The organism is Sphingobium sp. CFD-2 (genome assembly GCF_024611135.1).
Taxonomy (GTDB): Bacteria; Pseudomonadota; Alphaproteobacteria; order Sphingomonadales; family Sphingomonadaceae; genus Sphingobium; species Sphingobium fuliginis.
On record NZ_CP084406.1, the window covers coordinates 247,625 to 267,999 of the forward strand.

The window sequence follows — 20,375 nt, forward strand, 5'->3', positions numbered from 1 at the left end:
GCTTCAACAGGCGACTTTGCGTATACGCAAAAAGCCCGCGACCATTGATGCCGGCGCGTCTATGAAGGCCCGGCGGCCTCCTTCCGGCCGTAAGTGGCAGCCAGATAGGCGGCGATCCGCTCGGCATCGGCAGGCTCGATCGGCGCGCCATAGACCTTGATCATCTTGCCGACGCTATCCTGCCAGAATTGCGCGCCCTTGCCGCGTGGCTGGGTGGTGACATAATCCAGCGAATGGCAGGCGGAACAGGTCGCCGCCGTCAGTTCCGCGCCGTCGCCGGGCGGCAGGACAATGGGTCGTTCGTCGGGCAGGCGATAGCCCGCGGCAGCCGCGCCGCTCGCGGCGAGAAGGGCGATGGGCAGCAGCGCTTTCACAGGGCGACGACCTCCACGGCTTCGACGACATTGCGCATATAGCCGGCGGGCTGCCAGAGCGGATCGAACGGCTGGACCTCTCCCGACCGGCCCGTCGCGCGGACGAGGATGCGATGGCGGCCGGGCGTCAGGCTCTGCGCCGACCGCCATGACCGGAAGCTGTAGCGGCCCAGATCCTCGCCCAGTTCGGCCTGCCGCCAGCTTGCGCCCCCGTCGGCGGAGATGTCGACCCGCGCGATTCCCGATCCGCCGTCGAACGCGATGCCGGACAGCGCCACCGGCTTGCCCGCGGCCACCTGCGCCCCGGACATATGGCTGGTGAGGAAGGACCGGATGTTGAGCCGGCCGATGGGCCGCGTCCTGTCCGGCTTGCCGCCGGGCGCGACGCAGGCGCAATCATTGTCGGGAATGCGATAGGCGGTCTTCATCCAATAGCCGTCATAGGCCGCGTCGACGACGTTGATCTCATGCAGATGCTTGATCCAATAGGTGCCGTAATGGCCCGGCACGACCAGACGCAACGGATAGCCGTTGAGAAAGGGCAGGTCCGCGCCGTTCATCGCCCAGGCCACCATCACCTCGCCGTCGCGGGCATGGTCGACGTCCAGCGCCTTGATGAAGTCCGGGATGCCGTCGGCCTGCGGATTGTCGAGCCCGTTGAACGCAACCTGCCGCGCCCCCGCGCGCACCCCCGCGCGGTCGAGCAGCGCGCGAAGCGGAACGCCGCGCCAGCGGGCATTGCCCATCGCGCCATTGCCCAGCTGCCCGCCCCCGACGCGCGGTTCGAAAAAGCCGCGCCCATTGCCGGAACATTGGTTGACCGCGACGATCTCCTGCACGGGAAAGTCGCGCTTCAATTCCGCGAGCGAAAGGGACAGCGGCCGCTCGACATGACCGCCCAGCGCCAGCCGGAACCGCCGCGCATCGATGTCGAGCGGCAAATCCGAAAGATGATAGCGCACGAAGAAGGCATCATTGGGCGTGACCGGCCCGTCGAACAGCGCCAACGGCGTCTCCAGTTGCGGCGGCCGCGCGGTAAGGCCGATGAGCGCCCGCTTCTGCGGATAGCGGACCAAGGGCCGCTTGCCATTGCCGAAGGGCAGGGCGGCGTGGCCGTCACCGGCCCGCGCCCAGCCGGGCACCGGCAACATCGCCCCCGCCATGGCGGCGATAAGGCCGCGCCGATCCACCCCGTTCATGGTCCGTCCGTCCGCCATGGCTGTCCTGCCTGCACCTTCCTGCACTCTGATGATCGGAATGCGGCCGGTGATCCGGTGCGCGGTCTGGCTTCGTTTCTCTCGCCGCCCCGACGCCCCAGGGTCGGGCAACGCCGATCCGCTGTGGGTAGGATGCGGCGGCGGGCCAGTCAATCCGGGAGGTGCGGAGCTGCCTCGGCAGGATGGAAGCACGATCATCATTAGCGAAGCCCCGCCCCGCAAAACCATCTTGAACAGCCTCCGCCCTGTCCCTAATTTGGCGCGTGGCGGTCGCCGCCGGAAGGAAGAGAGGATTGGAAGAAAGGAGGCAAGCCCATGTCCCTCTCCCATTTTCAAGGCCCCTTCGAAGTGGCCCATCATCCCCAGTTGGAACCTGAAGTGAAGCGCGCGATCCTCGCATCCTGGGCTTCGGACGCCAATGCCGTGGAGGGCAATCCCGCCGTCAGGCGCCCGCCGCGGCACGATCGGCCGATCCCCATTGACGAGATACTGGACGCGCTCCGCAAGGTGGATCGCAACCCCATATAGAGCAGCCAGAATCATCGGCCGCCCCCGGCCTTTGTTCTACCGCGTTTTCCGGGCCAGCAGATGATTCTGCCTGCCCGGAAAACGCTCTCGTCTCTCGATGCCGCCTCTCCCGAGCCGTCGCCCGCAGGAAGAGAGCCCCTTCAGGCGGTCACTTCGTCCAGCCGGTTGATGAGCCGCAGGAAGGCCACCTCGCTTTCGTCATGCGGCGTGCCGTCCGCATCGAAAATATCGTGGAACCATTTTTCCTTCAGCCCCTCCAGATTGGGGTTTTCCCACTTGTCCCACGGCAGATGGGTCTGCGTCTTCCCCTTCACCAGGCCCCAGCAGAAGGTGCCGACCTGCTCCTCCTTCGCGATCGGCAGGATCGCCTGGAAGGTGCTGCCCGCCGGGCGCGCCATATATTCGGTGCAGAGCAGCGGACGCCCCATGGTCTTCAGCCATTTGACGCGCTGCGCGAAATCCTCCGCAATGCCGTAATTGTGGAAGGAGATGACGTCGGAATGCGATGTCTGCGCCTGCTGGATCGGACTGAGCAGGTCGGGCGCCGACCAGTCGCCCAGCCAGATGCCGCTGGTCAGCGGCTGCATCGGCTGCATTTCCCGCGCCCAGCCGAACGCCGCGACCAGCAGCGGCACGACCAGATCGGCCTTCGCCCTGAGCGCCGCCGGATCGCACAGCGCGACCTCCGGCCCATTGTCGGGCTCGTTCCAGATGTCCCAGGCCAGCACGCGCTCATCCTGTCCGAAGCGGCCGACCACGCCCCGCACATAATCCTCCAGCCGCGCATGCTCGGCCGGATTCCGGAGCACGGCGACGCCCGGCGACTGGACCCAGCCGCTGTTGTGAACCCCCTCGCGCGGCGGGGGCTGGGGCCCCAGCGCCGGTTCGGGATGCCAGCAGGAATCGAACAGCACCAGCATGACGCGGATGCCATGCCGATCCGCGACCGTAAGGAAGGCGTCGATGCGGTCCAGAAAGGCTGCCGCGTCGTCCAGCCACAACAGGTCGTGCAGATAGACCCTGACGCTGTTCATCCCCACCGAAGCCGCCAGCTCCAGCTCGCGGTCGATGGTGGCAAGGTCGAAGCTGCCCGCCTGCCACATTTCCAGTTGGTTGATGGCGTTGGAGGGCGTGAAATTGCACCCCACCAGCCACGGTTGCCGTTCGAACCAGCGATGCGCCGCTTCCGGCGTCCAACGATTGCCCATATACCCGCTCAAGACCCGCTTCTACTGTCACCCTGAAGGCGGCCATTAACATCGGTCATCTATAGGACAAGAAGATTAATATGGTCTGTGTAAGAGGAAATTTCGATCTTTTCGAAGATTGTCCCAACCCGTCTTCGTTACATTATCGTTATAGTATGGAAAAGCGCCCTTTGATTATGAAATCGAAATAATACAGGTCCGAAACGACCAACCGCATGGGACGGGATGCGGTCTCACGCCGCTTCCCGGACCATCTCCCCCGGCAGATGCGCCGCGAAATGATCGATCGCCGTGGCGAGCGAATGCAGCGGCGCCCCTCGACGGCTCGCCAGCGCCGTATTGGCGGGCCGCTCCGCCACCCAGCCGAGCGTCCGGTGGGGAACGCCCCGGATGCGCGAGGGGTCGCCGCCGCAGCGCATCGCGATCCGGCGGGCGAAATCGGCCCAGGACAGCGCCTCGCCATTGGTCAGGTGCCATGGCCCGGCCTCGCCGTCGATCAGCAGGTCCAGCGACGTCGCGACCAGATGCGGCACATAGGTGGGCGTCACGATCAGGTCCTCCGCCGCCAATATGGTCTCCCCCCGGCTCAGCGCCCGCACCACGGCGACCGCGAAATTATGATCGTCATGGGGCGAGAAGAAGGCGGCGGTGCGGATGATCAGGTGGCGATTGGGCAGGTGAGGGGGGACAAGCGCGGCGATCCCTTCCTCCATCTCCGCCTTGCTGAGGCCATAGCAATTGCGCGGCGCAGCCGGGTCGTCCTCCACATAGGGCGCGCCCTTCTCCCCATCGAAGACGAGATCGCTGGAGAAGGAAAGCGACGCGATGCCGCGATCCCCGCATGCCTTCGCCAGCGCCACGGCCCCCCGCGCATTGGCGTTCAGGCAGGCGTCGCGTGCCGTTTCCGCCTCGTCCACCCGGACCCAGCCGGCGGCGTTGACGACCGCCCATGGCGTGATGCGGTCGAGCGCGGCGGCGATCGTCCCCGGCGCCGACAGGTCCAGTTCCCCCCGCGACGTGAGGACGAAGGGAATGTTCCGCAACGCGCAGGCCCGCGCCATCGCCCGCCCCAGCGTCCCCGTCGCGCCGCATATCAGCAGCGGCCGTGTCGGAGAGAGACGGGCCGGAGAGGGATGCAAACGCCCGGCCAGATGCGCCTTCATCGATGCGGGGCGCGCCACGCCGGGATGGGCGATCCGCACGGGGCGCTGCCACCAGCCGGCGCCCTCCGCCAGCATCGGGCGCTCGCCCCCGCGCGCCAGCGCCCGCGCCAGAGGCAGCAGCGCCGTGGCGCGCGGCGTTCCGCTGCTGACGTCCCACAGCCCCGGCTCATAATGACCCGGCTGCGTCAGCAGGCTGTTCCACCCCGAACTGCCCAGCAGCGACCAGAGGGTGACGGCCTCGACCTTTATCCCCTCGGCGCACAATCGGCTCGCGACGTCCCAGGCCTGCGCGATCCAGCGCAACTGCTCCTCCCGCGTGCAGCCATTATGGACCTCGGTGACGGCCAGCGGCCGCCCATAGCGCGCCCATGCCTCGCGCAGCGCACCCTCCAGCCCCTGGGGCGGCGGCTCCAGCACGCGGATGGCTTCCACATCGGCATAAAGCTGCGTGTCGCTGCCGCCATGGCTGTGCGCGGGATAGCGGTGAAGCCGGTGGTCGAGGAAGCGGTCGCTCGTCAGATAATGGTTGATGCCGATGACGTCGGGCGGACAGGGATCGTCGGCAATGGCGCGCAGCCGGTCCGCGAAGCCGAAGCCCGAAAGGCGATCCCACAGCGGATGCTCGCGCGTCATCATGCCGCAGAGCAGGTCCCAGCTCGCCCAGCGGCGCAGATTGTCGAACCCCGCCTGTTCCCGAAGGGAGGCGGTGGCATAGGTGCGGCCCAGATCGTCGGTCTGGATCAGCCGCGCGCCGGGACTGACGCGGCGGATGGCCCGCATCGACAGGCGAATGGCGTCGGTCTGGTTCAACAGCGCCAGCCAGAAGGATGGTTCGGACCGGTGATGCGGATACCAATGGCCGTACAAGGCGGAAAAGCGGGCGGTGGTCAGCGGCTCGTTGACCGGCGTCCAGTCGGCGATCCACGGATAGCGCTCCGCCGCCGCCCCGGCATGACGCGCCAGCCCGGCGGCGAACCCCTCGTCCAGCAGGCCGGTATGGGCCGGGCCGCTGCCATGATGGACCAGCCCGGCGATGACGCGGATGTCAAGGTCGCGCAGCCGCTTCAACCGTTCGTCGGTCCATTGCCAGTCGCGCTCGTCCGGATCGCGCGGGCTGACCCTCTCCCACAGGACGGGATAGCGGATCGCCCGGATGCCCAGCGTCGCCAGCCGGTCCAGGTCTTCCGCCCGATCCTGATGCCCGGTCGCGCGGATCTGGTCGCGGTAACTGTCGTGGACGCGGTTCACGGTGCATTCCAGACCACCCCATAGCTGCGGCTGCATGGTCATTCCGGTCTCCGTTGCAATGATGGGCGCGATTATTTGGCTCGTTGAACTTCGATCAAGTGAAAGCAGGGTAATTGCGACATGCCAGCAACCTGGATCAGTGGAGAAGAAGGAACGGATCGTTCTCCGCCGCGGTTTGACCAATGTTCATCCCGCAGAAAGGTTGCATATAATGGTCCAGCCCCAGTCTTCCCCTTGGCATGAATCTGGATCAATTCCGTCGAACGGCACGCATACCATCCTCTGCTTCAGTCATTTGCGGTGGAAATTCGTCTTTCAACGTCCCCAGCACCTGATGAGTCGCTTCGCCGCCCAGTCCCGCGTCCTCTTCTGGGAAGAACCCTGCCTTGTCGAAAAGCTGGCGGAGCCCGACCTGCATATCGACGTCTGCGCCGCCAGCGGCGTCACCGTCATCACGCCGCAACTGCCCGCCGACGGCGCGCGCGAACAGGATGGGGAGAATTTGAAGAGCCTGCTCGACCTGTTCCTGGCGGGCGAATCCGGCCCGTTCGTCCGCTGGTACTACACCCCCATGATGCTGCCCTTTTCGGAGCATGTCATGGCCGACTGCATCGTCTACGACTGCATGGACGAGCTGGCCAATTTCAGGGGCGCCCCGCCCGAACTGCTGCCGCTGGAACAGCGCCTGCTCTCCCAGGCCGACCTGGTGTTCACCGGCGGCTACAGCCTCTATGAAGCGAAGAAGGACAGGCATGGCCATGTCTATCCCTTTCCCTCCAGCGTCGACGCGGCGCATTTCGCCCAGGCCCGCTCTGCCCGAACGCAACCTGCGCAGGACGCCCGCCCGCGCCTCGGCTTCTACGGCGTCGTCGATGAAAGGATGGATGTCGGCCTGCTGGCGGCGCTGGCCGATGCGCGCCCCGGCTGGGATCTGGAAATTGTCGGCCCGGTCGTGAAGATCGGCGAGGCGGACCTGCCGCGACGGCCCAATCTCCATTTCCTGGGCGGCCGCTCCTATGACGATCTGCCCGGCTGCGTCGCGGGCTGGGACGTGGCCCTGATGCCCTTCGCCATCAACGACGCGACCCGCTTCATCAGCCCGACCAAGACGCCCGAATATCTGGCGGCGGGAAAGCCGGTCGTGTCGACGCCGATCGCCGACGTCATCCGCCATTATGGTGGGATCGGCGCGGTGCGCATCGCGGAGCGCGGCGAAGCCTTCATCCGCGCCTGCGACGCGGCGCTGGCCCTGTCCCGCTCGGGCGGCGACTGGCTGGCGGAGGCGGACAAGGTGCTGGCCGGCATGTCCTGGGACAAGAGTTTCCAGCAGATGAGCCGCCTCATCAGGGAAGCGATATCGCGCGGCGCCCATGCCCATCCCATCGTGTCGCCCACCAGTTGGAAGGACGGCCCGCCGCGGCGTTATGACGTGATGGTCGTCGGCGCGGGCTTCGCGGGCGCCGTCATGGCCGAACGGCTGGCCGCGGACGGCGGCAGGAAGGTGCTGCTGGTCGACCGCCGGCCGCATGTCGGCGGCAATGCCTATGACGAGCTGGACGATGCCGGGGTCCTCATCCACCGCTACGGGCCGCACATCTTCCACACCAATTCGCAGGAGATATTCGACTATCTCTCCCGCTTCACCCAATGGCGGCCCTATGAACATCGCGTGCTGGCGGCGGTGGACGACCTGCTGGTGCCGATGCCGATCAACCGGACCACGCTCAACATGCTCTACGGCCTGGACCTGGGGACGGAGGAGGAGGCCGCCGCCTTCCTCGCCGCGCAGGCGGAGCCGGTGTCGGTCGTCCGCACGTCGGAGGATGTGGTGATCTCCGCCGTGGGACGGGAACTCTACCAGAAGTTCTTCCAGGGCTATACGCGCAAGCAATGGGGTCTCGACCCGTCGGAACTGGACAAGGCGGTGACTTCGCGCGTGCCGACGCGCACCAATAAGGACGATCGCTATTTCACCGACAGGTTCCAGGCGATGCCGCTCGAAGGCTATACGCGCATGTTCGAACGGATGCTGGACCATCCCAATATCGACATATTGCTGGGCGTCGACTATTGCGAGGCGCGCGACGCCTATCCGCACGATCATCTGGTGTTCACCGGCCCGATCGACGAATATTTCGGCTATCGCCATGGCAAGCTGCCTTACCGCTCGCTCCGGTTCCAGCATGTCAGCCTGGACGTCGACCGGTTCCAGCCGGTGGCGGTGGTGAACTATCCGTCCCCCGACGTGCCGCACACGCGGATCACCGAATATAAGCATCTGACCGGGCAGCAGGTGCCGGGGACCAGCATCACCTACGAATTCCCCGCGGCGGACGGCGACCCCTATTACCCCATCCCCCGGCCGGAAAACCAGCAGCTCTTCAAACGCTATGAAGCGCTGGCGATGGTGCAGACCGACGTCACCTTCGTCGGGCGGCTCGCCACCTACCGCTATTACAACATGGACCAGGTGGTGGGACAGGCGCTGGCGACCTACCGCCGGATGACCAGGGCCCCCGCCATCCGCACCGTGCCCGCCCACCTCGCCGCCGCCGCGCAGCCCCGCCCTTCGGCGGGCTGACCCGCCACAGGCTGGACAGGACCGACCCTGAAGCGGCCGACCCGACTATATCGGATCGGCCGCTTCAGGTCTTTTTTCTATCGCCCTCTCCAAGTCGGCCGATGATCCTGTCGGCCTGGAAAACGCCCTAGAGCCGATCGACATTCAGATGATGACGAGCCGAAAATGGGGGTTTTCCGTGACCCGGCGCGCAGCCTACTCAAAGTAGGTGAGCACCGGAAGGACGGAAAAGCGTCATTTGCAGGCCGTCAGGGCTGAATGTCGATTGGCTCTAAAGCCCGCTGTCGTAACGCGCCATCTCCTCCCGATAGCGCGCGGTCATCCGTTCCTGATCCGCCAAGGGAATTTCCTCCTTCAGATGAAGGAAGCGGTCATTTTCCTCCTCATAGACATGATGGGCGACCGCGCCCCTGATATGCTCCAGCTTTTCGCTCCAATCCTCGCTCAGCGGATCGAGCGCTTCCAGCAGCGCGAGCTGGACCTTGGCGGCCTGCTGCTCCTCATAGGCCATCGCCATATGCGTCTTGTGACCGTGGGAAAGCTGCGGGTAGATGACCGCCTCCTCCGCGCTGGAATGGGCGGTCAGAAGCGCGGCGAGCTTCCTCTGGGCGCGCGTCCGGCTGGATGCGTCCATCGCCGCCTCCGCCTCGCTGAAGGCCATTTCGATCTGCTGGTGGTGCTGGAGGATCTGGTCGAGCCAGTCCCCCGCCATGGCCGCCGCCCGCGCCTTCTCCCGCGCGCGGGCGCGGTCCTCTTCCGATTCCGGCGGCGTGACGGCTGCGACGATCCTGTCGATGACGGACATGGGATGCTCCTCTGCTCATGGGCGTGACTCCCATGCAAGCGCCGCACCGCGCCCCCGGTTCCTGGACGGCGGGCCAAAGCGGAAGGCCGCTAACACAGGTTTAAGGGGCGTTCCCTTCAATAGCTCCCGTTGGTGACGACGATGCTGGCGCTCACCGTGGGGGAGGGCATGGGTATGAAGGCCGCATAACGCATCATCGGACTGCCGCTCATGTCATAGCTGACCCGCACCCGGAACGTGCCGGTCGCATCGGGCCCTGCCGTGACGACGGGCCCGCCCCCCGCCGCCAGCAGCGTGCCATAGCCGCCGATCACCGCCTGCGCCCGGCCCTGCGCCAGCGCCGTGCGTTCGGCCGTGGAAAGCCCCGCCACGGCGGCGCGGGCGCCCTCCACCGCGGCATGGCGCACGCCCATCAGCGCGGCGAAGTAGAAGGAATAGAGCACGACCGCGAAGACCAGCATCAGCAGCGCAGGCGCCAGCAGCGCGAATTCCAGCGCCGCCAGCCCCCGCTCGCATGTCCGCAGCCGCCGCGCCGCGCGCATCCCGATCAGCCCGGATTGACGCTGTTGAACATCGTCGTGAAGGCGGCGCCCAGCTGCGTGCGGAAATTGGCGCCGACCGCGACGATGGCGGCGACCACCACCGCGCCCAGCACGGCATATTCCACCGCCGTCAGGCCTTTCTCATCCCGCGCCAGCTTCGCGATCAGCGAACCCAGAAACTTGTTCATGCTTGTCCTCCAATCCCCTCCGCAAAGGACCGGCGGCGCATGGCGAGGGGGAACCGCGCGCCGCCATGAAAACTCACACCAGGACCGGCACCCCGCAGCGCGCGCCCGTCGCCCAGAGCGTCGCATGGCCAAGCTGGACGCCCAGCGCGGCGAGCAGATTGGTGACCAGCGGATCGATGGTGGTGCCGACCAGCCCGGCGACCGGATTGACCACCGCGCTCGACAATTGGGACCGGGCGAGCGCCCGGGTCGCGTCGCAGACGATCGGCAGGCATGATCCCAGCAACGTCACCTGCAACCCGTCCTGTCCGCCAAGGCTGCCCACCAGCGATGTCAGCAGCGGCCCGACCTGCGCCCCGTTGCCGATGCTGGCGGGCGTGCCGGGCGATCCGGGACGGCCTATGCGGCCCTGCCCGCCGGGGCCGAAGACGACGGCGCCGCTCGCGCCCATGACCGGCTGCGCCACCGCGCGGCTGTCCACCGCGACGACGCCCAGCACATTGACGATCTGGACCGGACGCACGTCGGCGGCGGACAGGGGCGGCATCGGCCGCGTCATGGCGCCGGCGGGCAAGGCGCCGATATAGGCGTTGACGAGGCCGCTGCCGGCCTGCACCGTCACCCGCGTGTCGCGCGCCTGTTCCGCCGTGTCGGGGCAATCGATGGCGCTGACCTGCCCCTGCGCCGCCGCAATGTCGATCGTGACCGGCAGGTTGACGACGATCAGCGGAACGCCCAGCAGGCTGACATTCCTGATCCCGACATCCAGTTGCAGCCGCAAGGCGGACGTGGAAACGCCGGTCTCCCCCGCCGGACCGAAGGAGAAGCGGGGCCGGTCCATCGGCCCGGTCGCCATCGCCGCCAGCAGGACGCTGCTGCCCGGCGCCACGGTGCCGACCGCGTCCGACAGGTCCACCGCGCCATTGCCCGCCTGCACCGCGTAGGAAAAGAGCTGATAGGCATTGATCCCGGCGCGCAGGGCCGGTTTCTCGTCCGCCCCGCCGACCGGCATGTTCTTCCACACGCCCAGGCCGAACAGGCCGTTGAGCGGCACGGCATATCCATTGCCGACCTGCCCGGCGAGCAGGTTCAGGGTCGCGGCGGTCGCGCTGTCGTCGGCCGCGCTGGCGGCGGCGGCGAGCAGGTCGCGAAGCGCCACCGTGCGCGCGGTGAGCGCGCCATAGCTGCCGCTCTCCCCGACCCGCTGCGCCAGCGCGTCGAAGAACAGGCCGGCATCGACATTGCTCGCCATCAACGCCTCGACATCGGCGGTGGAGAGGCGCAGCTTGATCCCCAGCAGCGCGCCCAGCAGGTCGTTGACGCTGTTCACCAGCGCATTGGTGACGGTCAGCACGCCGGAACTGATGCCGATCCCCGCCTCGTCGATGCGCGCCGCCGTGGCGCTGGCCGACAGGTCGGGCAGGGGGTTGGCCGGACCCAGCACGCGCATCAGGAACTGGCGCGCCGGCTTCCCGGTGCGGATGCGCACGGCGTTGACCCGCCCATTGCCGGGACAAAGCGCCATGCTCGCGTCGAAGCGCTGCGCCGCGCCCAGCCCCGCATCGGCGCAATAGCGGCCCAGTTCGACCGATCGGAGAATGGCCGGATCATATCCGTTGCGGCTCAGGCTGTCGCGCGCCCGCGCCGCCGCCTGCGCCGGATTCTGCGCGGCGGCCAGCGCAGCCGCATCGGTCGCCGCCCGCAGATTGCGCAGGCTCACATAATAAAGCCCCCCATCCAGCGCGAACCCCGCCGCCCCGATCAACACCGCCCCCAATGCCGCGATCATCGGCGCGACGGCCGCGGATCGGTCGCCAGCCAGCCGCCGAAGCCATGCCCGACGAAAAGCGATGCGCCGCGCCCGGATCATCGCGCCCCGTCCACCGCGCGCTCGACCCGCCGGCCGATGGACTCCAGATAGCGCTGCCGAATGACCGCAGCCTCCTCCGCCGAAAGCCCCGCATCCTCGCGCACCGGGGCCTTCAACTGGGCTTCCACCACCCGCCGCGCTTCGCCCGCCGGCGCCGGCGCGGGCGCAGCCGCCATCAGCAACAGCACCACCATCTCAGCCTCCCTTGCCGATCCGCGCCGCTTCCGCCGCCAGTTTCTGCCGCAGCGCCCCGTCTCCCGCCCGGCGCAACCCGGCCTCCGCCTCGTCGCGCCGCCCGCCGATGATCAGCGCCAGCAGCAGGTTGTTGCGCACCACCGCCAGTTGCGGCGCCAGATCGCTCGCCCCGCGCAACGCCTCTATCGCCGCGCCGACCCGCCCGGCCCGCAACAGCGCATAGCCAAGCGCATTGCGCGGCAGCGGATCGGCCGGACTCGCCCGGCTCGCCCGCTCGTACCAGGCCGCCGCTTCGTCCCACCGCCCCCGCGCCGCCAGCAGATGCCCGCGCACCGCGCTGACCCCTCCGCCCGCCGTCTCCGGCGGCAGGACCACCGCTTCCGCCGCGTCGATCTGCCCGAGGTCGATCAGGCTGTTGACCCGCAGCAGCCGCGCCTCGGCATCGCCCGGATAGCGCCGCTCGAAATCGTCCAGATAGGCCAGCGCCGCCCGTGGCCGCCCGTCGGCCCGCGCCTGGTGGATGAGCTGCAGATACAGCCCGCGCGTGTCGGGCGCTTCCTCCGCTTCCCCCGGCGCGGCCGCCATCAGCATCGCCGCCAGCATCAACCGCCTCATTGCGACACCCCCCGCAAAGTATCGAAGATCGCCACCACCGGCGGCCCGCCCAGCACCACGAACAGGGCGGGCATGAAGAACAGGATCATCAGCACCACCATGCGCACGGTGATGCCGCCCATCGCCTCCCGCGCGCTGGCGACGCGGCGCTGGGTGAACTCCCGCACGAATTCGCGCAGGGCGGGGGCCAGCTCGACCCCCTGGAACAGCGCCTGGCGGAACAGCGCCGCCAGTTCCTTCGCCCCGTTCACCGCCACCCGCGCCGCCCAGCGGTCCAGCGCCTGCTCATAGCGCATGCCCCGGTCGAGATCGGCGACCAGCATCGCGATCAGCCGCGCATGGTGCGGCACCGCAATGGCCTCGTCCCGCGCAATGGAGCGGAAGCATTGGTCCAGCGAGATGCCGCTTTCCAGCATCATCAGCATCAGGTCCAGCAGGAAGGGAAATTCCGCCATGATCGCCCGCGCCCGCCGCGCCGCGAGCAGATGGATCGCCTGCTTCGCCCCGACATAGGTCAGGCCGGCGGCGATGACGATCAGCAGGGGCCGGGCAAGGAATCCGCCCCAGCCGATCCGCGAAACCAGCATCGCCGCCAGCCCCGCGCCGACCGTCGCCGCCATCCGCGCCCAGACGAACCGGTCCGCCGCCCGCGCATCCTGGAACCCCGCCAGCATCAGCCTGTCGGCAATCTCCGACCGGTCCCGCCCCCTGGCGGCGAAGGCCACGGGCAGGCGGAAGCCCGGCCGGTCGCCCGCCATGCCCAGCCGCGCCTCCAGCCGCCGGTCGGCCAGCAGCATCCGCACGCCCATCGCGGCGCAGGCGACGCCCAGCGCCGCGCAAAGGAGGAACAGCGCCCCCATCAGAAGGCCAGCCTCATCACCCGCCGCATCACCAGCATGCCCATGCCCTGCAAGACCAGCGCGATCGCCGCCAGCCGATGCCCGCGCGGATCGCGCAGGAAGAAGCCGATATAATCGGGGTTCATCGCCACCAGCACGGCCATCGCCACCAGCGGCATGACGATCAGCACCCGGCCGCTGATCTTCGCTTCGGAAATGGCGGCCTTCAGCTCCCGCTTGATGCGGATGCGCTCGCGCAGGATGTTCGCCAGGTTCAGCAGCACCGCCGAAATCGACCCGCCATAGCGCATGTTCGTGCGGATCGCGGCGGCCAGCATCGATATTTCGGGAACGCGCAGCCGCTCCGCCAGCACCTGCATCGCATCGGCCACCGGCGCGCCCAGTTCCAGCCGCCTTGCGACCGGCGCGATATAGCTCCGCACCACGGCGGGCGCGTCGGCCAGCGCCCGGTCCAGCGCCTGCGCCAGCGAATTGCCGACCGCCTGCATCTGCCGCACCGCGTCGATATAATGGGGCAATGCCTCGATCAGCGCCTCCACGCGCCGCTGCGCCCGCCGCCGCATCCAGCCGATCAGCGCCATCGGCACGCCCGCCACCACCGCCAGCGCCGCCACCGGCCCCGCCGCCAGCAGGGCGAACAGCGCGATCAGCAGCAGCCCGCCGCCGACCATGCCCAGCGCCCGCGCCGTCACGTCGATCTGCGCCTGCGCCAGCAGCGGCGCCATCCGGTCCGGCGCCGCCAGCACCGCCGGGCGCGGCATCGCCGCCGTCGGGGCCAGTCCCAGCCGCCGGTCGATCGCCGCCCGCTGCCGCGCCTGCCGCGCCAGCAATGGCCAGCCGATCCCCATCAGGATCAGCAGCGACAATATCAGAAAGGCCGCCCCGCTCAGCACGGCCGCCCGCCCCGATAATCCCTCAGCCGCCCCGCGAAAAACGGCCGCAACGACAAAGTGCGAAATTCCCCCGTCCCCGACAGCGCGGGCTGCTCCTGAAAGGCGAACAGTTCATTCAGCGAATAGGCCTCGCCCTCCAGCCCCGTCACCTCGCTCACCGACATCACCCGCCGGCTGCCGTTGGACAGACGCTGCAACTGCACCACCACATGCACGCTGTTGGCGATGAAGCGCCGGATCGCCCGCACGTCGCTCTGCACCCCGGCAAAGCCCAGCAGCATCTCCAGCCGCGCAAAGGCGTCCCTCGGACTATTGCCGTGCAGCGTCGCCATCGACCCGTCATGCCCGGTCGACATGGCCTGCAACATCTCCACGGCCTCGACGCCGCGGACCTCGCCCAGGATGATCCGGTCCGGCCGCATCCGCAGCGCATTGCGCACCAGTTCGCGGCTGCTCACCTCGCGGCTGCCGTCGACCGTGGGCGGCCGCGTCTCCAGCCGCACCACATGGCTCTGCCGCAACTGCAGTTCGGCGGCGTCCTCGATGGTGATCAGCCGCTCGCGGTCGCCGATGAAGGTCGACAGCATGTTGAGCAGGGTCGTCTTGCCCGCCCCCGTCCCGCCGCAGATCAGGATGTTCAGCCGCGACCGCACCGCCGCGCTCAGATAAGCCGCCATGTCCGCGCTCATCATCTGCGCCGAAACGCAGTCCTCGATGGTCATGCTCTGCAACCGGAACTTGCGGATAGAAAGCGTCGGCCCATCCAGCGCCACCGGCGGAATGACGATATTCACCCGCGACCCGTCCGCCAGCCGCGCATCGACATAGGGACTGGCCTCATCCACCCGCCGCCCGATCGGCCCGACGATCCGCTGGATGATGTTCATAAGGTGCGCGTCGTCGCGAAACCGCGTCTCGACCTTCTCCAGCAACCCGCCCCGCTCGGCATAGATATGCCCCGGCCCGTTGACGATGATGTCGTCCACCCCCGGATCGCGCAGCAGCGGCGCCAGCGGGCCCATGCCCGCCACCTCATCCTCGACATCCTCGATCAGCAGCAGCCGCTCCGCGCTGTTCAGCGCCATCTGCCCACGGCGGCTGCGGCTGGCGACGACCTGCTCTATCTCCTCGCGCAGCGCCCTTGGCCCCAGCGTCTCCGCCGTCTCGCCCCGCGCCTCCAGCTGCTCGATCAACTGGGCGCAGGTCTGCGCCTTGGCGATCTGATAGATGTCGCTCATCCGCTGCGCCGCAGGCTGCGCGACAGGCGCCATCCGCACCTCCCGCGCCGGAATGAAGCCCTCTTCGCCGGTCAGCAGGCTCATGACGCACGCTGGACGACGCGCAGCATCGCCCCCCGCAACCGGTCGATCCCGCCGGGCTTCGGCGCAACCCCGCAAACCCGCCGGATCGCCGCCATATAGGCCCCGCCATCCGCCTCCATCGCCATCGGCCGCCCGGCGTTCAGCGCATTGCGCATCCGCGCCCGGTCGATGGGCAGCGCCAGCGCCGCGCCGACCCCCAGCGCATCCGCCATCCGCCGCCCATCCAGCAGCACGCCGGGCAGATGGTCCCACACCAGCAGCCGCATCGCCTCTATCCGCTCGCGCTCCGTCCCGATCCTGTCCAGCAGGCGGCGGCACGCCTCGATCTCGCAAATGGTCTGGCCGCAGAGCAGTTCGACCCGATCCGCCTCCGCCACCACCTCGCGCAGCAGCCCGCCATGGCGCAGGCTCCCCGCATTCAGCACCACATGCCCGCAACAGCCCAGCAGCCGCCGGATCAGCGCCGCCAGGTCGCCCGGGCCCAGTCCTGCCGGTTCGGCGCCGGTCCCGCCGTCGAAGGTCAGCAGCATCAACCCGCTCGGCCCATGCCGCGCCACCGTGCTGGCCAGCAGGCTGGCGTCCAGCCGGTCCATGTCGCTGATCGCGGACGCCAGCCCATAATCGACGCCCAGGTCCAGATAGGTCGCCGCCGCGCTCGTCGGCAGGGTGCAGTCGATCAGCAGCGTCGATCCCCGCGCCGCCGTGGCGACGGCCATGTCCGTCGCCACCATCGCGCAGGCGTCGCGATCCGCCCCCAGCAGCAGCGTCAGCCGTCCCCGGCTGCCCCGGTCCGCCACCGCCTCGTTCAACAGCCGCGCCAATATGGGGGCGATCTCCCCGCGCTCCCCGTCGCGCGGAACGACGTCGTGCACGCCGGCGCGAATGGCGCGCAGCAGCGGCCCGGCCTCCATCTCATCCGTCGCCAGCAGCACGGGCCGCCCGCCCGCGCCCGCCACCACGGCGCCGATCGCGACCGACAGGGCGCGCTCGGGCGGAATGGCGGCGCGGTCGATGACGATCAGCGCCGGCCCGTCCAGCGCCTCGCTCTCGACCGATTGCGCCAGCTCGACCGTGGCGCGGCCGCCCGCCGCTTCCTCGATGCGCTGCGCCAGCATCCGGTCGACCGACAGCAGAAGGATCTTCGCCATGCTCACCGCCGCACCACGCCGAACGGCGCGCTGGACTGGTCCAGCCCGTCCGTGCCCAAAATCATGTCGCCTATCCCCGGATCGATGCCCGCCGTCGCCGCGCCGGGCAGGGGCGGCACCTCCTCCGGCTTCACCGGCACCACCAGCCGGGGCGTCGCGACGATGATCAGTTCCTGCTTCTCCTTCTGGTTCTGCTGCCGCTTGAAGAAGGCGCCCAGCACCGGAATATCGCCCAGAAGGGGCGTCTTCTCCTTCGTCACCGTCTGGCTGGAATAGCTAAGCCCCGCGATGACGAAGCTCTGCCCGCTGCCCAGTTCGACCGTCGTCTCCGCCGACCGCCGCCGCAGCCCGGGCACGACATAGCCCTGCAACTGCACGCCATTATTATAATCGAGTTCGCTGACCTCCGGCGCGATCTTCAGCACGATATGCTCCTTCGATAACACGAAGGGCGTGACCGACAACCGCACCCCGAATTCCTTATACTGGATGGACAGCGTATTGCCGGACCCCGAAACCTGCGGCACCGGCACCGGAAACTCGCCCCCGGCCAGGAAACTCGCCTGCTCGCCGGACCGCACCAGCAGGGTCGGCTGCGCCAGCAACTGCGACAATCCGTTGGAGGACAGCGCGCTCAACACCGCCCCGATCCCCCGATTGGGCGCGGAGAGGAACAGGTTGAACGCATTCTGGATCGGCGCGCTCGCCTCCAGCGACAGCCCATCGGGATTGAAGGACGCGCTCCCCAGACTGCTGGGCGAAACGATCGCCCCCTGAATATCGCCGGAAAGCTTTGAGAAATTGAACCCCAGCGCCTTCAGCGTCGTGGCGGACACGGCGGCGAACTGCACATCCACCGCCACCACCTGCTCGCCCGCCCGGACCACCGGCGCGCTCGCCGCCGCATCGGCCCCCACGCGCACCGGCTCCCGCGCGATCAACCCGCCATCGCCGCCATAGACGCTGACGGTCGCCTCTCCCTCGCCGATCGCCGTCAGCCGCAGCGACCGGGCCGAAGGCGCGGCGACGGCCAGCACCCCCTCCCGATCCACCTCGACCCGCCCGATGGCGCGGGGGTAGGACAGGACATGCTGCTCCTTCACCCGCAACGCCGTCTGCGCCATCGCCCCCAAGGGCAAGGCCAGCGCGATCAACCCGGCGACCGGCCATAGAGCAGCGCGCCGCCCATAAACACCGTCATCCCAGCGGAAGCTGGGATCTCGTGAGGCCAGACCGCGCCCTATCGCCGGAGATCCCGGCTTCCGCTGGGATGACTGAAAACAAGCCCAGTCCGCGTCCCTGAACCGGATCGAAAGGCTCAACCCAAAATGCCCGGAATTCCTCAACGCCCGCCACTCCCCGAATAGATGGTCTCGCGCCGATTCCCCACGACCAGTTCGATGGCATGCGCCGCCGGGCGGACCACGGCACGCGGCGCAGGCACCGCCACCACCCTGGGCGCGACCGGCGCGACCCCCGGCTCCACCCCGGCCGAAGCCGCGACGGCCACCGCCACCTGCGCGCTATCCGCCGGATTGCGCAGCGACAGCGTCAGCGCGCCCGTGCTTTTCGCCAGCGACAGCGTCGACACCTGCTCCGGCGTCAAGGCCAGCGTCACCGTCCGCGCAGGCGGGGGAGGGGCGGCCAGCGCCCCCTCCACGCCGCCATTGGCTCCGGACGCCTGCTGCGTCCCCACCACCACTTCACCGACGGCCAGAACCTGCACCATCTGCAACAGCGCCTGCGCCCGGCTGCGCCCGGCTCCCCGCGCCCCGCTGATGGCGTCCGCCCCCGGATAGACGACCTGCACATCCACCCGGTCGCCCGGCCGGACCAGCCCGGCCACGGCGATCTCCGCCGTCGTGTCGATGCTGATGGCGCGCATCCCCATGGGCACGCGAATGGCGAGCTTGCTTTCCATCCCCACGGCGTCGCGTGCGATGAGCGCCCCGGCCGGAATCTCCCGCGTGGCGACCTTCCCCACCACTTCGGCGGAGGTCGCGGCATAGGGAAAGCGCGCCGGATCGCCCGCCGCATTGCGGATCATGGCGGCGCTGATCGTCTCCCCGGTCCTGATCGCCCGCGCCGCCTGCACCAGCAGCGCGACCGGCGCGGCCACCCTCGCGGGCGCGTCCCGGCCCTCAACCGTCGCGGCGGAAGCCTTCCGCAATTCCCTGACGCCCAGCAGCAGAAAAGCCGAAGCGGCGGTCAGCCCGATGGCGATCGTCAGCCTGGCCCTCAAACCCAAACGCATCGCTTTCCCCCATGCGCATATTGCGTGAACGCAAAATGCTTCAACCGGGGGAATTCATAGGCTTTGGGCGATTGTCAGGGCATGAAAGAAGCAACCGGAACGGTGCAAAGTCATGGAGTGCGGACAGGGCGCGAAAAGCACGCCTTGCATATGGTGCCGCCGGGATTTTGCGTCCGCCTGCTACGCAAAAGCAGCCGCGATTGATCCGAACCGGTTCCGATTGCCCCACAATCCCCCGTGCTCCTGCCCTGGCTTACGCCCCCCTTCGGGCCGCAGGAGCACACAGCAAATCAAACAGGGGAGTTCGCCCCCTCAGGCATCGACCGAAATCACCCCGCGCCGTATCTGATCCAGCTCGATGCTCTCGAACAGGGCCTGGAAATTCCCGTTCCCGAAACCCTCATTCCCCTTGCGCTGGATGATTTCGAAGAAGATCGGCCCAAACATATTCTCGGTGAAGATCTGGAGCAAAATCCCCTCGCCATTCTCCACAGACCCGTCGATCAATATCCGGTTCCGGCGCAGCCTCTCCAAATCTTCCCCATGCCCCGGCACCCGCTTGTCGACCAGCTCATAATAAGTCTCGATCGTGTCCTGCAACCTGACGCCCCGCGCCCGCAACTTCTCCACCGTGTCGTAGATATTGTCGGTGGTCAGCGCCAGATGCTGAATCCCCTCGCCATGATATTGGCGGATGAACTCCTCGATCTGGCTCTTGTCGTCCTGACTTTCATTCAGCGGAATGCGAATGGCCTTGTCCGGCGCGATCATCGCCTGACTGAACAGCCCGGTCGCCTGCCCCTTGATGTCGAAATATTTCTGCTCCTCGAACCCGAACAGCGTACGGTAGAACTGGCTCCACACCCGCATCTGCCCGCGCCGCACATTATGCGTCAAATGGTCGAGCAGATCGAGACCCACATTGTTCGCCGCCTCGGCCTCCCGCCACCCGGCAAACTCCGCCCAGCCCGCATACGGGTCTTCCCCATCCCTGATGAAATAAAGATAGGAGCCGCCAATCCCCTGGATCACGGTGTCGTCCTCATCGGTCGGCTTCGCGCCATGCTCCAGCGCCCATCGCATCGCCGCCTCCGGATCGGCCACGCGAAAGGCCATGGCGCTCGCGGACGGCCCATGCTCGCCCCGGAAAGCGGCCACCCGCCCGGCATCATCGCGGTTCAGCATGAGGTTGATGCGGCCCTGCTTGTAGCGGGTGATATTCTTGGTCGGGTGCCGATGGCTGGCCACGAAACCCAGTTGTTCGAACTGCCGCCCCATGGCTTCGGGATCGGGCGAGGTGAATTCCACGAATTCGAAGCCGTTCAGGCCCAGCGGATTGATGATGTCAGCCATGAAGGCAATCC

19 protein-coding genes are annotated in these 20,375 nt (G+C 68.0%); 2 read left to right on the forward strand and 17 right to left on the reverse strand.

The features are described 5' to 3' along the window. Positions 1–59 precede the first annotated feature (59 nt). Both LDB29_RS21400 and LDB29_RS21405 read right to left on the reverse strand, forming a co-directional pair. A complete protein-coding gene (locus tag LDB29_RS21400; protein ID WP_007684475.1) occupies positions 60–374 on the reverse strand; it encodes a hypothetical protein in 315 nt (104 codons plus the stop codon). Continuing rightward, complete coding sequence (locus LDB29_RS21405; RefSeq protein WP_257557704.1) at positions 371–1,591, reverse strand: molybdopterin-dependent oxidoreductase; 1,221 nt, start codon at positions 1,589–1,591, stop codon at positions 371–373. The genes LDB29_RS21400 and LDB29_RS21405 overlap by 4 nt, the downstream gene beginning before the upstream one ends. 315 nt (positions 1,592–1,906) lie before the next feature. Here LDB29_RS21405 and LDB29_RS21410 point away from each other — a divergent pair, with 315 nt between their 5' ends. Beyond that, positions 1,907–2,119 (forward strand): hypothetical protein, encoded by a 213-nt coding sequence (locus LDB29_RS21410; RefSeq protein ID WP_025550480.1) that lies wholly within the window; start codon positions 1,907–1,909, stop codon positions 2,117–2,119. Positions 2,120–2,259: 140 nt separating this feature from the next. Here LDB29_RS21410 and LDB29_RS21415 read toward each other — a convergent pair whose 3' ends face one another. Both LDB29_RS21415 and LDB29_RS21420 read right to left on the reverse strand, forming a co-directional pair. After that, positions 2,260–3,327, reverse strand: coding sequence for a cellulase family glycosylhydrolase (locus LDB29_RS21415; RefSeq protein WP_025550482.1), 1,068 nt, complete (start codon positions 3,325–3,327; stop codon positions 2,260–2,262). A 233-nt stretch (positions 3,328–3,560) separates the two neighbouring features. Continuing rightward, positions 3,561–5,780, reverse strand: coding sequence for an NAD(P)-dependent oxidoreductase (locus LDB29_RS21420; protein ID WP_257557705.1), 2,220 nt, complete (start codon positions 5,778–5,780; stop codon positions 3,561–3,563). Positions 5,781–6,072: 292 nt separating this feature from the next. Between LDB29_RS21420 and glf the strand changes: the two genes are divergently transcribed. Continuing rightward, entirely contained in the window at positions 6,073–8,319 is a 2,247-nt protein-coding gene (gene glf / locus LDB29_RS21425) for a UDP-galactopyranose mutase (protein WP_257557706.1), read from the forward strand. Positions 8,320–8,590: 271 nt separating this feature from the next. On the opposite strand, the gene LDB29_RS21430 is transcribed toward glf, so the two are convergent. The 13 genes from LDB29_RS21430 to hppD form a co-directional block, all read right to left on the reverse strand. Then, a complete protein-coding gene (locus LDB29_RS21430) occupies positions 8,591–9,124 on the reverse strand; it encodes a hemerythrin domain-containing protein (protein WP_257557707.1) in 534 nt (177 codons plus the stop codon). A 116-nt stretch (positions 9,125–9,240) separates the two neighbouring features. Beyond that, positions 9,241–9,666, reverse strand: a complete 426-nt coding sequence (locus LDB29_RS21435; protein WP_025551556.1) for a TadE/TadG family type IV pilus assembly protein — start codon at positions 9,664–9,666, stop codon at positions 9,241–9,243. A gap of 5 nt (positions 9,667–9,671) precedes the next feature. Next, positions 9,672–9,854: a Flp family type IVb pilin gene (locus LDB29_RS21440; protein WP_025551558.1), complete on the reverse strand. Its 183-nt coding sequence runs from the start codon at positions 9,852–9,854 to the stop codon at positions 9,672–9,674. A 73-nt stretch (positions 9,855–9,927) separates the two neighbouring features. After that, on the reverse strand, positions 9,928–11,724 hold the full coding sequence (locus LDB29_RS21445; RefSeq protein WP_257557708.1) for a TadG family pilus assembly protein: 1,797 nt from the start codon (positions 11,722–11,724) through the stop codon (positions 9,928–9,930). Then, positions 11,721–11,918 (reverse strand): hypothetical protein, encoded by a 198-nt coding sequence (locus LDB29_RS21450; RefSeq protein WP_257557709.1) that lies wholly within the window; start codon positions 11,916–11,918, stop codon positions 11,721–11,723. Before LDB29_RS21450 ends, LDB29_RS21445 begins: the two co-directional genes overlap by 4 nt. Before the next feature lies 1 nt (position 11,919). Beyond that, positions 11,920–12,522 (reverse strand): tetratricopeptide repeat protein, encoded by a 603-nt coding sequence (locus LDB29_RS21455; protein ID WP_306812592.1) that lies wholly within the window; start codon positions 12,520–12,522, stop codon positions 11,920–11,922. 8 nt (positions 12,523–12,530) lie between these two features. After that, positions 12,531–13,394, reverse strand: coding sequence for a type II secretion system F family protein (locus LDB29_RS21460; RefSeq protein ID WP_257557711.1), 864 nt, complete (start codon positions 13,392–13,394; stop codon positions 12,531–12,533). Continuing rightward, the gene (locus LDB29_RS21465) at positions 13,394–14,287 is read right to left on the reverse strand and encodes a type II secretion system F family protein (RefSeq protein ID WP_257557713.1); all 894 of its coding nucleotides are present in this window, start codon (positions 14,285–14,287) and stop codon (positions 13,394–13,396) included. The genes LDB29_RS21460 and LDB29_RS21465 overlap by 1 nt, the downstream gene beginning before the upstream one ends. Beyond that, on the reverse strand, positions 14,281–15,609 hold the full coding sequence (locus LDB29_RS21470) for a CpaF family protein (protein WP_257557715.1): 1,329 nt from the start codon (positions 15,607–15,609) through the stop codon (positions 14,281–14,283). Before LDB29_RS21470 ends, LDB29_RS21465 begins: the two co-directional genes overlap by 7 nt. Beyond that, the gene (locus tag LDB29_RS21475; protein WP_257557717.1) at positions 15,606–16,757 is read right to left on the reverse strand and encodes a histidine kinase; all 1,152 of its coding nucleotides are present in this window, start codon (positions 16,755–16,757) and stop codon (positions 15,606–15,608) included. The genes LDB29_RS21470 and LDB29_RS21475 overlap by 4 nt, the downstream gene beginning before the upstream one ends. A 2-nt stretch (positions 16,758–16,759) precedes the next feature. Then, positions 16,760–17,881 carry a type II and III secretion system protein family protein gene (locus LDB29_RS21480; protein ID WP_257557719.1) on the reverse strand — a complete coding sequence of 374 codons (1,122 nt, stop codon included), beginning with the start codon at positions 17,879–17,881 and terminating at the stop codon, positions 16,760–16,762. Positions 17,882–18,099: 218 nt separating this feature from the next. Continuing rightward, positions 18,100–19,011 (reverse strand): Flp pilus assembly protein CpaB, encoded by a 912-nt coding sequence (cpaB, locus tag LDB29_RS21485; protein WP_257557721.1) that lies wholly within the window; start codon positions 19,009–19,011, stop codon positions 18,100–18,102. A gap of 312 nt (positions 19,012–19,323) precedes the next feature. Beyond that, positions 19,324–20,364 (reverse strand): 4-hydroxyphenylpyruvate dioxygenase, encoded by a 1,041-nt coding sequence (hppD, locus tag LDB29_RS21490; RefSeq protein ID WP_257557723.1) that lies wholly within the window; start codon positions 20,362–20,364, stop codon positions 19,324–19,326. Positions 20,365–20,375: the final 11 nt, after the last annotated feature.